Origin of the sequence: Enterococcus sp. AZ177, from assembly GCF_050544585.1 — a bacterium.
In the GTDB taxonomy this organism is placed as follows: domain Bacteria; phylum Bacillota; class Bacilli; order Lactobacillales; family Enterococcaceae; genus Enterococcus_L; species Enterococcus_L plantarum.
Map to the genome: position 1 here is coordinate 708,580 of NZ_CP172944.1, position 13,990 is coordinate 722,569.

At 36.0% G+C, this 13,990-nt stretch carries 10 protein-coding genes and 1 pseudogene; 10 read left to right on the plus strand and 1 reads right to left on the minus strand.

Features of this window, described 5'->3' with window-relative positions; translation table 11 throughout:
* The first annotated feature begins 127 nt into the window (after window positions 1–127).
* From thrS to IGJ34_RS03485, 10 genes and pseudogenes are all read left to right on the plus strand, one after another.
* The gene (gene thrS / locus IGJ34_RS03440) at window positions 128–2,068 is read left to right on the plus strand and encodes a threonine--tRNA ligase (RefSeq protein WP_069653338.1); all 1,941 of its coding nucleotides are present in this window, start codon (window positions 128–130) and stop codon (window positions 2,066–2,068) included.
* Window positions 2,069–2,081: 13 nt separating this feature from the next.
* Window positions 2,082–2,268, plus strand: a pseudogene (locus IGJ34_RS03445) (hypothetical protein).
* 148 nt (window positions 2,269–2,416) lie between these two features.
* Window positions 2,417–4,534, plus strand: a complete 2,118-nt coding sequence (locus tag IGJ34_RS03450) for a penicillin-binding transpeptidase domain-containing protein (protein WP_069653339.1) — start codon at window positions 2,417–2,419, stop codon at window positions 4,532–4,534.
* Between the two features lie 127 nt (window positions 4,535–4,661).
* Window positions 4,662–4,811, plus strand: coding sequence for a 50S ribosomal protein L33 (gene rpmG, locus IGJ34_RS03455; protein WP_002296119.1), 150 nt, complete (start codon window positions 4,662–4,664; stop codon window positions 4,809–4,811).
* 235 nt (window positions 4,812–5,046) lie between these two features.
* The gene (locus IGJ34_RS03460) at window positions 5,047–5,982 is read left to right on the plus strand and encodes a hypothetical protein (RefSeq protein WP_069653340.1); all 936 of its coding nucleotides are present in this window, start codon (window positions 5,047–5,049) and stop codon (window positions 5,980–5,982) included.
* A gap of 108 nt (window positions 5,983–6,090) precedes the next feature.
* On the plus strand, window positions 6,091–6,849 hold the full coding sequence (locus IGJ34_RS03465; protein ID WP_069653341.1) for an alpha/beta fold hydrolase: 759 nt from the start codon (window positions 6,091–6,093) through the stop codon (window positions 6,847–6,849).
* An 837-nt stretch (window positions 6,850–7,686) separates the two neighbouring features.
* Entirely contained in the window at window positions 7,687–9,885 is a 2,199-nt protein-coding gene (locus tag IGJ34_RS03470; protein ID WP_430598126.1) for an adhesive domain-containing protein, read from the plus strand.
* Window positions 9,886–9,919: 34 nt separating this feature from the next.
* Entirely contained in the window at window positions 9,920–10,501 is a 582-nt protein-coding gene (locus tag IGJ34_RS03475) for a WxL domain-containing protein (protein WP_430598127.1), read from the plus strand.
* Between the two features lie 85 nt (window positions 10,502–10,586).
* On the plus strand, window positions 10,587–11,627 hold the full coding sequence (locus IGJ34_RS03480; RefSeq protein WP_430598128.1) for a DUF916 and DUF3324 domain-containing protein: 1,041 nt from the start codon (window positions 10,587–10,589) through the stop codon (window positions 11,625–11,627).
* A gap of 195 nt (window positions 11,628–11,822) precedes the next feature.
* A complete protein-coding gene (locus IGJ34_RS03485; protein ID WP_430598129.1) occupies window positions 11,823–12,224 on the plus strand; it encodes a DUF4809 family protein in 402 nt (133 codons plus the stop codon).
* A gap of 127 nt (window positions 12,225–12,351) precedes the next feature.
* Here IGJ34_RS03485 and IGJ34_RS03490 read toward each other — a convergent pair whose 3' ends face one another.
* Entirely contained in the window at window positions 12,352–13,839 is a 1,488-nt protein-coding gene (locus IGJ34_RS03490; protein WP_430598130.1) for a hypothetical protein, read from the minus strand.
* Window positions 13,840–13,990: the final 151 nt, after the last annotated feature.

Sequence of the window (13,990 nt, forward strand, 5' to 3'; positions counted from 1 at the left end):
ATTTTTCGTCCTAGTAGCTGATAATTTTATCAGCTACTAGGACTTATTTTTTTGCTCAAGTGAATTGATATTGTTGGAAAGTCTAAGGTTCTCATAATCAATGATAAAAAAATTGGAGGAAACAAAAATGTCAATCAACATTACTTTTCCAGATGGCGCAGTCAAAGAATTTGAGACTGGTTCATCAACATTGGACATTGCTAAAAGCATCAGTAACAGTTTAGCTAAAAAAGCATTAGCAGGTAAATTCAATGGTACATTAATAGATTTAGTTCGCCCGATTGAAGAAGACGGGTCAATCGAAATTGTAACGCCAGATCACGAGGATGCCCTTGGAATTTTACGTCATTCTTCAGCCCACTTAATGGCCAATGCACTACGTCGTTTATTCCCGAAAATCAAATTTGGTGTCGGTCCAGCGATTGATTCTGGTTTCTATTATGATACAGATAATGGTGAAAATCCTATTACAGCAGAAGATTTGCCAGCAATTGAAGCTGAAATGATGAAAATCGTCAAAGAGAATAATCCAATTGTCCGCAAAGTTGTTTCTAAAAGCGAAGCGTTAGAATTGTTTGCGGATGATCCATATAAAGTTGAATTGATTTCAGAGCTTCCAGAAGAGGAAGTCATCACTGTTTATGATCAAGGCGACTTTGTTGATTTATGTCGTGGTGTCCATGTGCCTTCAACTGGACGTATTCAAGTATTCCAATTATTATCAGTTGCTGGTGCGTATTGGAGAGGAAATTCCAATAACCAAATGATGCAACGTATTTACGGAACAGCCTTCTTCGATAAAAAAGATTTAAAAGAATTTATCAAGATGCGTGAAGAAGCCAAAGAACGTGATCATCGTAAATTAGGAAAAGAGCTTGATTTATTCATGCTTAATCCAGATGTTGGTTCGGGTTTGCCATTCTGGTTGCCAAAAGGCGCAACCATCCGCCGCACTATTGAACGTTATATTACAGATAAAGAAATTAGCTTAGGTTATCAACATGTGTATACACCTATCATGGCGAATGTTGAGTTTTATAAGCGATCTGGTCACTGGGATCACTATCATGAAGATATGTTTCCACCGATGGATATGGGAGATGGCGAAATGTTAGTTCTTCGTCCAATGAACTGTCCACATCACATGATGGTTTATAAAAATGATATCCACAGCTACCGTGAACTGCCGATTAGAATTGCAGAACTTGGTATGATGCACCGTTATGAAAAATCTGGGGCGTTATCTGGGTTACAACGTGTACGTGAAATGACGTTGAATGATGGGCATACATTTGTTCGTCCAGATCAGATCAAAGAAGAGTTCTTACGCACTTTGAAGTTAATGGTAGAAGTTTACGCTGACTTTGATGTGACAGATTATCGTTTCCGTTTAAGTTTAAGAGACCCGAATAACAAAGAAAAATACTTTGATGATGATGCAATGTGGGAAAGATCTCAAACAATGATCAAAGAAGCGGCAGATGAAGCGGGGATCGATTATTTTGAAGCAGAAGGCGAAGCAGCCTTTTACGGTCCTAAACTGGATGTTCAAGTAAAAACGGCTTTAGGGATGGAAGAAACACTGTCTACAATTCAAATCGATGCATTATTACCAGAACGTTTTGATTTGACTTATGTAGGAGAAGATGGCGAAAATACACATCGTCCGTTAGTTATCCACAGAGGGATTGTTTCGACGATGGAACGTTTCGTAGCATACCTAACTGAAGTATACAAAGGCGCTTTCCCAACTTGGTTAGCACCGATTCAAGCAACTATTATTCCAGTATCTGTTGAAGCACATTCTGATTATGCGTATGAAGTGAAAAAACGTTTACAAGAACAAGGATTACGTATCGAAGTAGATGACCGTAATGAAAAAATGGGTTATAAGATTCGAGCATCTCAAACACAAAAAATTCCATATCAAATCGTTGTTGGCGATAAAGAAATGGATGATGCAACAGTTAATATCCGCCGTTACGGCAGTAAAGAAACAGAAGTTATCGATTTAAATATCTTTGTAGATAGTATGGTCGCTGATGTAGCGAATTATAGTAGAAAATAATTAGAAAAAGAGGTTGGGGCAGAAGTGTTTAACTCCGAGAAATAAGAAGGAATTTACGAAAATTGCTCTTCAAATTTTTGTGACCAAGTAGGTACTGTGCAACATCAACTTGTTCCTTGTTGTGTTTTTACAGCAATTTCGGCTTATTTCCGAAGGAGTTGCTTCTGCGCCCACCGTTTATTCGGTTACTAAGAGCCTGAAACATAACCTTTTTAGTTATGTACCAGGCTCTTTTTATTCAGTAAAAGTTAAATATTTTCTTAGTAAGAGGATTCCCTCTATTTTTTTTCACGTTTTTTCGTTACAATAGAGAAGCGAGACTTTTCTCATATGGAGGATTAAGGATAAATGAAAAAAATGAGCTTTTTAGATAAATTAAAAAAAGAAAATGAAGAACCTATGACACAAAAAAGTAAAAAATCACATATTCCGTTCCGATTGAACTTACTATTTTTCGTGATTTTCGGTTTGTTTGTTGCATTGATTGTTCGCTTGGGATACCTGCAGATTGCAGAAGGGCAGGAGTATGCACAAAAAGCTGAAGAAAATTCGACTTTAAAAATCAAAAGCAATGCGCCAAGAGGACAGATTTATGATGCAAAAGGCAATTTATTAGCTGGGAATAAGGCTAATTTGGCTATTACGTATACGCGTGGTAAAAAGGTTCAGACAAAAGACCTAGTACCAATTGCAAACAAAGTCAATGATTTGATTAATGTACCAGCAGATGAATTGACAGAACGAGACAAAAAAGATTTTTGGTTGGCAAATCCTGAAAATCTAAAAGCCGCACAAAAACGCTTGACTGATGCTGACAAAGTAGATGAAAAAGGCAATAAAATCACTGACGAAGGAACATTATATGTTAAAACGGTGGAAAAAGTAACGCCAGAAGAAATCAACTTTGATGAGCATACATTACAGGCTGCCACCATTTTTAAACGAATGAATTCTGTAGGTGAGTTGAATACGGCCTTTATTAAAAATGAAGGAGTTACGCAAGACGAGATTGCAATAATTGGTGAACATACTTCAGAAATCGCTGGCGTTTCAACCGGAATGGATTGGGATAGAGATTATCCAAGTGATACAGATCTTAGAAGTCTTTTAGGAAAAGTATCGTCACAAAAGGCTGGATTACCTGCTGAAGAAGCAGATGAGTATATCGCAAAAGGGTATGAATTAAATGACCGAGTAGGTACTAGCTATTTAGAAAAACAATATGAAGATATTCTTCAAGGTCAAAAAGCAATTTCAGAAGTAACGTTAGACAGCAACGGCAAGATCGTGACACAAAAACCTGTGTCAGAAGGTAAAAAAGGTGAAAATTTAAAACTAACGATTGATACGGCTTTTCAAGCGAAAGTTGAGCAAGTTGTAAGAGAACAATATCAACAATTATTAGCCACTGGAAATGCGGCCTATTCAGATGGTGCCTATGTCGTTGTGATGAATCCTAAGACGGGGGCTGTGATGGCGATGGTTGCACTGGATCGTGATCCAGCAACAAATGAATTGACCTCTAATCCATTAGCTACAATCAATAAAGCATTTGAACCTGGTTCAGTAGTAAAAGGAGCCACGATATCAGCAGGTTATGAACAAGGCGTGATCACTGGTAATGATGTGTTGATTGATGAGCCTTTACAAATTTATGGAAGCGAGCAAAAATCGTCTGTCTTTAATAAAGTTCCAGGAAATCAAATTCCGCTCACCGCAGAACAAGCGTTAGAGTACTCATCGAATGCTTACATGATGAAGCTAGTATTAAAAATGATGAATACAGATTATCAATACAATATGAAGCTACCTTATCAAACGGGAGATCCGACTTTATTTAATGTTTTACGTAAAACATTTGGTGAATATGGTATGGGTGTTTCGACAGGAATCGATTTACCAGGAGAATCAACAGGGATATCAAATAAGGATTTTGATTCTGATGCAGCGCCAATGCCAGGGCATTTACTCGATTTATCTTTCGGTCAGTATGACACGTACACAGCAATGCAATTAGCACAATATGCCTCAACAGTAGCAAATGGTGGTACTCGTTATGCGCCACATGTAGTTGAAGGAATTTATGATAACAAGTCTGATGGCTCTCTAGGTGAATTGAAAGAGCAAACAAAACCAAAAGAATTAAATAAAGTCGACATCAGTTCTGAACAAATGCAACTCATTCAAAATGGTTTTTATGATGTTGTGCACGGGAATGGTGTATTCACCACTGGGAAGTATATGCAAGGAGCAGCACTTGATATTGCGGCTAAAACAGGTACAGCCGAAACAAATGTTGGAGAACACATTACCGTGAATAGTAACGTAGTAGCTTATGCACCCTATGATGACCCAGAAATCGCGATTAGTGTTGTTTTACCACACTTAACCAGTGAAAGTACAAGACCTAATCAATCAATGGTTACGGCGATTGTTAATGCCTATGCTGAATACAAAGCACAATAAGATTTGTAAAGTAGTTTTCCTTTACAAATTTCACTAAAAGGGTAGAAATTCTTGAACAAACATGATATGATATTTTAGGCTAAGAAATATCTTAGAAATATGACATTAGATATAGGAGGGAAAACACATGCGCGTAAATATTACTTTAGAATGTACTTCTTGTAAAGAACGTAACTACCTAACAAGCAAAAATAAACGTAACAATCCTGATCGTTTGGAAAAACAAAAATATTGCCCACGTGAAAGAAAAGTTACTTTACACCGTGAAACAAAATAAGGTTATAACTCGAAACTCTGAGTCCTTGTCGTACATGGATTTGGAGTTTTTTGTTACTTTTATAATAAAAATGACATAAAGGAAGAAATTAATCTTTCCTTTCGAGTAAACTTTCATTATACTTTAGAAAAGATGATTTTAGTTATTTAATAGCTGGTCAAAAAAATCTAAACAATATTGGTTTAATGTCATTTACAACACTAATGTATTACTTGGTTGTTAAAGGAGTTTTTTCATGAAAAAAATGATGGTGATAGTTGGTTTATTGTTGATATGTTTACCTTCTATTTGTTACGGAGAAGATACTGGGGAATCTTCTACGAATGAGTCAAGTTTTGATGCTTCACACGAATTGTCGCATCAATATGCTCGTAAGCAAACGTTAAATGGCAAAACAACAAAGATTAAAAAGAAAAAAGAAGAGATTTATTTGGAGTTTCCTTTTAAAAATAGTCCATATGTAAGCTTTTCAGAGTTTGTCTTATATGGTCCAACGAATGGATATGCTGGGTTTATTGAAACAATTTTTTATCGTGACAAGATCAAGATCAGAGATATGTATTATGAAAATGATCCAGTTAAAACAGATAAAATCGGTATGTATTCAACGGATTTGTGTTTTACTTCTGAAGAAGGTGTTATTTATCATTACAAAAATGTGCCCTATTTAGTGAGTAGTGATAAGCCGACAGCCTTTTTTTCGGAGATTAATTTCGATAAAGAAAATAAAAAGATTTCTGGTGAACTTAAGATGCCAGCTTCTAAAAATACGTATCAAATCGAACTGTTTTACACAGATAATAATGAGTACCATTATCAAGAAACTTCGGTGGATAAAAAAGGCCAATTTAGTATTGATTTAAATCGAGAAGGTATCGAAGGTGAAATGTACCTTAGAGCGAGTGATGGATTAGGGAATTATGCGGATGCAAGTGATATTCTAAAAGAAGGAAGTTCACGTTATCATGTTCAACCAAATGAGTTGAAGACAATTGAAGACAGTTATAAGGTAATCAAAAATAAAAACACTCTTCTAGATTTAGTTGCTAGGATTTTGGCTCGAGTGTTAAGTGCTATCATTGTCCTCCTTACATTACTGCGTTTAAGGGTTCTTTTAAAGAGGAGAAAGAGACGAAAGAGAAGAAGACGGTTGAGAAAAAATAGAGAGTAATCAACAGTATGGCAGTGAACATTGCTATCAGTAAGACTAAAATTGTAGTGGATTTTAGTTTAAGGTGTATACTTAAAAAAGAATAACCTTTTTTAAGGAGAGAATAAGATGAAGATCATTATTAGACATCGGTATATCAAAAAAATTCCAGTCTTGGAAGTTGTTTCAGAAGAAAACAAAAATAGTATGTTACCGTTAGTTATTTATTATCATGGTTGGCAGTCAGCTAAAGAGCTATCATTGACTCAGGCTAGGAAATTAGCGAAAAAAGGGATTCGTGTGATTTTGCCTGATGCGATGAACCACGGTGAACGAAAAACGGGACCGATATCACCGATTCCCTCAGTGACTTTTTGGTCAAGTATTCAATACAATGTCATTGAGTTTGCGCAATTGGTACGTCATTTTGAGAAACAAGAGTTGATTGAAGATGGAAAGATTGGTGTTGGTGGTGTTTCAATGGGCGGTATAACGACATGTGCTTTATTGACCCAGCATCCAGAAATTAAAACAGCAGCTTGCATGATGGGGACGCCAGCCCCACAAAAGTATATTGAACGTGTAATGGAACGAGCGTCTGAAATGGAATTTTTCGTTCCTAAAGATTTGCCTTTGTTACTTAGTTGGGTAGCAAATTATGATCTTTCAATGGCTCCTGAAACATTGGCAGAGCGTCCAGTTTTATTTTGGCATGGCACGAAAGATCCTAAAATCCCATATGAAGACGTGGCTGATTTTTATCAAATGATTGAAGATAAACCTTATGCTAAAGAGAGCAAGTTTATGACAGGTGAAGGTGAGGGACATTTAGTCAAAGGTGAGATGATGGATGTTGTTGCTGATTTTTTCGAAAAGGAACTAACTTGATGAAAGGTATAGACCTTAGCAGCAAGTCAATCGCTTGTGTTTAGGAATGATGATTGTTTCATTTAGGCATGGTTAATAGGTTGCTGAATCAGCTCCATAAAATAATTTCTAATTTTTTATGGAGCTGATTCAAATAAATTTCAATAAACTAATTTTTACTAAACTATATTAAAAGAGAACGGTTGAGATAGGAATGGCTCCTATTCCAACCGTTTATTTACTATTTTGTGAATAATTGAAGAGTCAGAGCTGTTCTTAAAATGAAGGTCCTTGATCTTTAAAAAAAGCACAGTTGTCGATTGTTTACCTAGAATCTTTGTACGATGAGGATAACGTTCAAAACGAACCACAATATTTAGGTTTACATTCCTTAACTCAGAATGTAAGTATTTTCTCATACTCCACAATGTAGTAAGGTATCTTAATTCAATTTTAATATAGAAAAAATAAGCTAACAAGACGGTGCTTTTTGTGAGAAATTTAAAATAATGAAAGAAATTTCCCAGGAAAATGAATGTTATTTTATTTACTTAAAAAATCAGTTTGTAGTCTATAAATAAGGCTGTATTTGATGCTTCTGGTTTATCTATTTAAAAAAATCGAGGATATTCAAAGGAAATCAGCTGAATAGTTTTTGATTCTTCCTAATAAAAAACAAGCACTTTACACGATATTTCAAGAAAATAATAACGTTGTGTAATTTTAACGATTTAAATATATTTTTAGACAAAAAATAAATTAAAATAGTTGAAATATTATTATATAGATAGTATTATTCAATTTAATCATGTATTACTTATTTGTCCATAAGAGTTAATCTAGAAAAAGGAGGCAATTATGAAAAAGCGTTATAGTTTTGTTATTACGTTAGTGGGTACTACAGTTTTATTTTTAGCTGCAGTTATCCCAAGTTCACTGGCAACTTTTGGGGATAATGGTCAGTATGAAGTGAAAGCTACTGAGTCAGTAAATGCGACAGATTTAGTGGATGTCAGTATCTTAAAAGGAACACGATTATCTTCCAATAATGGAACCGTTATCAATAATGGTGTTAAGTTGGAGAAAAATGCAGATTCTACATATGACTTAGATCTTTCGTTTCAAGGAACCGCAATTGCGGATGTCGGTTTAGTATCACCGAAGGTTATTGTTTTTGCGATTCCAGAGGAGTTACATGGGAAAATGGATGGACCGATTTTGATTAATACTAATGCCAAGTTGCTTCCAATCGTGCCTGGAGATGTTCCAGTAGTCAAAGATTTAGTTTTAAAAGTAGGTGGACTTGTAACGAGACTGCTTGGGTTGGCGAAACCTTTAGGCTTACAACTTGATTCATTAGAAAAGGCGTTTGAAGGGCTTAACTCTCTTCAAGATTTGGGTAGCTACGAAGCGACAATTGAAGGGAAATTGTCACCAGATGGTAACTATGTGATGGTCGATTTCACTGATGGATTAGGCCAATATGTTCGTACAACGTATGCAAAGTTATTTGAGCCGCTGAAAGAAGCAGTTGCTGGATTAAAATTTACTGGTCTTTTGGCTATATTGAATCCAGTTCTGGAGTTACTAAAACCTGCCGTTAATGGTTTGCTTGATCTTGTAGGGCAAATTGCTAATGGAACATCGGATGTGTTGACTCAAGCATTGCAGGCTAATGTACTTGGTGATGTTACGTTTAATTTTTCTACGAAAGTTTCTGATGTAGTTGCTGAAAAAGCAAAGGTGACTGCTATGGCAGTTAATAAACCAGTGATTGATGTAGCGTTATTGAATACGATCCATGCAAATGGAGATGAGATCAATTTATATTTCGATAAAGTAGAGGAAGATTCTTTAACAAATTATTCCGTTGCAAAACCTAATGTCGAGGATATTTTAGAAGGTGTAGACAGTCTTAAAGGAAGCGTAGCAATAGCGCAACCTGTACCGGAGGGTGTGACATTTAAGGTAAACGTTGAATTGCCCAATGGCTCAAGGTTGATGGGTCCTATTGATGAAAAAGGTACTTTCACGATTCCATTTGGCTCCTATCAACCACAACGTAATGATCAAATAAAAGTGGTGATTGAAGCAAGTAATGAAAAACAGACCAAAGTCAGTGAACAAGAGATCAAACAAGTGATAGAAGATTCGTTTATACATTATGTAGTTCCAAAACCAGTACTTGATGATGTGCTAGAAGGTGTAACTAGCCTTAGTGGTAGGGTCGATCTGGCTTCACCTGTACCAAATGGGGTGACTTTTAAAGCTAGAGTGACATTACCTGATGGGACTACCGTGAGTAGTTCAATCAATGAGGAGGGGAACTTTACAATCCCGTTTGACAAGTATCAGGCTCAAGGGAATGATCTACTGAACGTAGTGGTTGAAATGAGTGATGGGAAACGCATAAATGTTAGTGAACCAGAAATCCTACAAGTAATCATTGATCCTTTGAAGAACTATCAAGTTCCAAAACCACAGGTCAAAAGTGTAAATGAAGGAAGTAAGGAGCTTAAAGGTTCTGTCACATTAACGAATGTTCCAATTGGGACTGAACTATTTATGCAAGCTCAATTCGCTGATGGTTCTATAAAAAGGGTAGCTCTTGAAAATGATGGAACTTTTTCAATCCCAGTAGCTGATAAAAAACTGAAAGAAGGCGATCCGATAAGAGTAGTAACCATTGCAGAACATGCTCAATCGTTAAAAGGGAAAGAAAGTGACAGCATTGTTTTTGCAGTAGGGAAGAGTCCATCTTTAGAAGGTTATGTTGTTCCGACACCAGTTGTAGCGCCTATTTTCGTTGGTGATGCAATAATCAAAGGAAGCGTTAAGATCATGAATCCTCCTGAAGGAACTCAATTTAGAGTTAGAGTGAGGTTCCCAGGAAATAGTTATGAAGAAGTACCAGTTAATGCTGACGGTCTATTTTCACTAGATATTTCTGGTCGCCAGTTAACAGTCGGTACAGCAATCACCTTTAGCACGGTAGCAACACTTGGGACTGAGACAGCATCAAGTGGTAGAATCATTGTTTCTGTCGGTGCCAAATAACTATAAGTTTACTAATAAAGAGAGGGTGTACAAAATGAAGAGTTCAACCGTTTTATTGTCATCAGTCGTTTTTGGTACATTATTTTTAGGTCAATCTGCTTCAGCTGCTGATATTAATAAGGCTACTGATGTGGATGTTACGTTCACACCAGGCGCTTTAACATTGGAGGCTGTTTCTACAATCAGCTATGCGTCACAAACGATTTCAGTCGATGATGCTTCATATATTCCCACAAATCCTGAAGCAATCACTGTTGTTGTTTCAGATGCTAGAGGAACAAATGCCGGATGGAAACTAAGCGGGAAATTAAATGGATTTAAAGACAGCTCCGCTGCAGCTTCTTTACCGAATGCCAGTTTGAATTTTAAAAATACACAAGTAGGAACCAATAGTGAGGCGGACGCACCAACACCTGTTAATACAGTCAAGTTAGCGAGTGGAGCTACTACGGCAACACCATTCGCAACAGCCGCAACAGGAGCAGGTGCTGGAACTTGGACCTTTACATGGCCAGATGCTGAAAGTAAAGGTGTGACACTTGATGTGCCTGCCGCAATGGCAACGCTTGGGAAACATACATCTACGATCGATTGGACATTGGCCGATGCGCCATAGAATCAAAGGATGATTTTGAGAGAGTGGGATGAGCATCCGTTTATTCCACTCTTTTTTTCTGATGAACATGGAAGGAGTGGCTTAAATGTGTGATTTTTCTGGGGCGAAAGGGAGTACTATCTTATTTTCTATTGGATTTATTTTTTTATTTAGTGTTTTGAATGTAAAAACAGTTTTAGCACAAACTGATAGCAGAGAGACAAATAGCTTTTATGTGCAAGCGGTCATTCCGCAAAATCAAGTCGATATCAATAAATCTTATTTTGATTTGAAAATGCTTCCGGAAGAAGAGCAAGAATTACACGTTAAATTAGTGAATCCAGAAGATTCACCTATTTCTATTTCTATCAATGCCATAAATGCAACGACAACGGAAGAAGGAATGATCGATTATACAGTAAAAGGGATCCAGGATGAAACATTGGCATATCCTTTTGAATCTCTGATCAAGGTTTTAGAAACGACGATGTCCTTACAACCTTATGAAACAAAGATTGCTCATTTTCATTTGAAGATGCCAAAAGAAAGATATGATGGTGTGATTGCAGGAGGACTGCGTTTTACCAAAAATTCAGTTGAAAGTGAAACTAAAAGTAAAGAGGTGGCAGTTCAACAGCGATTCCATTATGTATTAGGTGTTGTCTTAAAAGAGACAGATACTTCGGTTTTACCTGATTTTGAAATAGATACAGTAGAAGTTGCCAAATCCAAACAAGGGAAGAAAATAGCCGTGATCCATTCGATTCGTAATGTAAATGCAGCGATTTCAAAGAAAATGGCTCTAAAATTTATTATTCGAAAAAAAGGGGATGAGACAGCGCTAATCAAGTATGAAAAAGAGGCGCTAGAAATGGCGCCGAATTCCATGATGGATTTTCCAGTACCTATCAAAAGACAGTTGCGGCCTGGGACATATATCAGTCAAACACAAATCAATCAAGATGGGAAAAAATGGGCATTTGAGAATGAATTTCAGATTACAAGAGGACAAGCGAAGAGAATCAAAGAAGAAAATGAAGAAACGAAAATTGTGAGCAAGATTCCGATTTGGTTGATTTTAGTGATTATTCTGTTGGTTTTATTGGTAGTGATTCAGACGTATAGTTTGTGGCGAAGGAAAAAATGAGTGAACTAGATAGAATCCCTATTTTCTGCAAGGATAATGAGTAAGGATTTTTATTTGAACTTCTATATTGATTTCCATCTATCCTCGATAGAATGAGTTACTATAACGCTTAAAATCAATTAGTTACTTTATTGTTCCTTTGTTTTTGCTATAATAAGTAAAAAAGATAGAGGTGCAAGAAAGGATCTATAAAAAATGAAAAAAGCGATAATTAGTAAAACCGTGAATTTATTAGATGGAGGTTGTAATGCCTGCGGAATTATTGAAGATGAAATATATACTCTGACGATAGACGATCAAGCAATTTCTTTAGAAGCATTGACGGTCAATTATTTAGTATCAGCGATTGCACTAAAAAATGGATTCAAACGGGAATATCAGATGGATGTAATCGATGATTATACGTTATATAAAAAAGAAGAGTATCAAGTTACGCTTAAAGAAGAATATGATTTTTTGACGTATTCAACTGATTCTGTAAAAATTGAAACAAAAGATCAAATCATCGTTGAAACAAAATTAGTGAAGAAAGTGAATGATATTTTAGGAACCATTTTTAAAGTAGAAGAATTAGAATTTTGTTTTAAAAAGATTTGAGAAGCAACTGGGATTTAGGTTAAATAAAAAAACAGAGTCCAGATGTGATGCCCTAAAAGTTTAGCTTTTGAAGGTAGTACATCAAGACTCTGTTTCTTATGCTATTTAATGATTGTAATCAAAGAGCTTATTTTTGTAAAAATATCTGAGCATTCGTATATTCATTGGTATCTCCTGGAAACCATTTTTTCAAATTAGTTGCAATTTCAGTTGCTCGTGCATGATTTTCGATATTTATAATCTGGAGATAGAAGTTTCCATCCCCTTGTTTTACGTAAGAAATCCGTGTAGAAAGAAAAGACTGACAGAATCTTTCACGTAAATTTCTTCTTAAACGATTGCTGATTGCTTCCCAATTTTTGGGTAAATTATCAATTTCAATCCAGTTGTATTTTTTATCTGTCTGTAAAACAACTTGCATATCTCTTCCATTGTAGTTAGATATTTGCCCTTTAGTTAGTCTTAAACATTCCGATTTAAAGGTATTAGTCCACTCTGGTTTAACACCTACAACTTTGACCATCAAGTGTGTTGGGTATTCAATTAAAAAGACATTCCCATTTGTCAACATAGGCCAAGTTTTTAGTCTCGTAAATTCAGCCATTTTTTTGGCTCTGGATTCAAGTCCAATATTATTGATAATGATTTTATAAAATGAGCCATTTTTCATTTCGGCATTTTGGTTACGTGTTTGATCCATAAAAGGTTCCTTTGTAATATAGCGAATGGTCCGATCTGCTAAGTCTTGTTCTAAGACCCATAAGTTACCTAGAGACTTATTGTTAATTAAATATTGATAGGGGCTGTGTGATTCAGCTGTTGCATTTACGTCACGAATTACATATTCTTGCCCAAGGTATTTTTTTTCCAAAATACGTCTACTCCAGTAGCGACTTGCATTTGTTGCTCCTGTACTTAAACGAGCTTTCATTCCAATTTTGAATTTAGGTGCTGGAGCAAGGGATAGATCATGTTCATAGATCCATTTTCGGTAAGTACTTGCATTGGAGTTAATCAGTACTTGATATTCTGAGTTGCCCACTTTTGTGTTAAGTTTGTGTATCTGTTCTACTTTATAGTATTGATTAACTACGTTAGCTGGAATTTTTTCATTCGATGACCATGGTGATGCATTTGTTGCGCTACCTAATAGTCGAACAATATTTCCAACTTTAACCTTACAGGCTCTACTTGGAAATGGTGGTGTAACTGTAAAAGGCGGACGTACGACCCCTGCAAAGCTATTGTAATTAAATGTACGTTGCGTGCAGGGATCGTTATTTCCTCGGCCATTTTGATCTACGCCTATAAATCCATTACTTGTTACTGATCCTACAACAATTCCAGTATGACCTGCAAAACCATTATTATAAACAAAAATATCTCCTGGTAATGGCAAAAATCCTGCCGTATTTGGAATGACTCGAAAGCCTCCAACATTACCTGTTCGCATCAAATCTTTTGCATATGCTCCAGAAAAAGAAACGCCAAATAAATCGTGCCCATATTGATTGATTAAATCAAAACATTGAACCCCAGCAGCTTTATCATAGTCATATGCTTTCCCAATTGAATTTTTTGCCCATTGTACACCTTGTGCTTGTGTGATACCCATTTTTATTCCTTCTCTCTTTTTTTTTAAGTTTATAACACGTCTGTTATAGTGGAATTCCTATTTGTAGTATATAATGTTAACGTCTCCCAAACCTTTCAATTCACTGTCTTGATCCTGTTTAAATCCCACTTGATTAGTTATAGCCAATAAT

Coding starts and splice junctions, on each gene's coding strand:
- thrS (WP_069653338.1), top strand. CDS start 128: ATGTCAATCAACATTACTTTTCCAGATGGCGCAGTCAAAGAATTTGAG.
- IGJ34_RS03450 (WP_069653339.1), top strand. CDS start 2,417: ATGAAAAAAATGAGCTTTTTAGATAAATTAAAAAAAGAAAATGAAGAA.
- rpmG (WP_002296119.1), top strand. CDS start 4,662: ATGCGCGTAAATATTACTTTAGAATGTACTTCTTGTAAAGAACGTAAC.
- IGJ34_RS03460 (WP_069653340.1), top strand. CDS start 5,047: ATGAAAAAAATGATGGTGATAGTTGGTTTATTGTTGATATGTTTACCT.
- IGJ34_RS03465 (WP_069653341.1), top strand. CDS start 6,091: ATGAAGATCATTATTAGACATCGGTATATCAAAAAAATTCCAGTCTTG.
- IGJ34_RS03470 (WP_430598126.1), top strand. CDS start 7,687: ATGAAAAAGCGTTATAGTTTTGTTATTACGTTAGTGGGTACTACAGTT.
- IGJ34_RS03475 (WP_430598127.1), top strand. CDS start 9,920: ATGAAGAGTTCAACCGTTTTATTGTCATCAGTCGTTTTTGGTACATTA.
- IGJ34_RS03480 (WP_430598128.1), top strand. CDS start 10,587: ATGTGTGATTTTTCTGGGGCGAAAGGGAGTACTATCTTATTTTCTATT.
- IGJ34_RS03485 (WP_430598129.1), top strand. CDS start 11,823: ATGAAAAAAGCGATAATTAGTAAAACCGTGAATTTATTAGATGGAGGT.
- IGJ34_RS03490 (WP_430598130.1), bottom strand. CDS start 13,839: ATGGGTATCACACAAGCACAAGGTGTACAATGGGCAAAAAATTCAATT.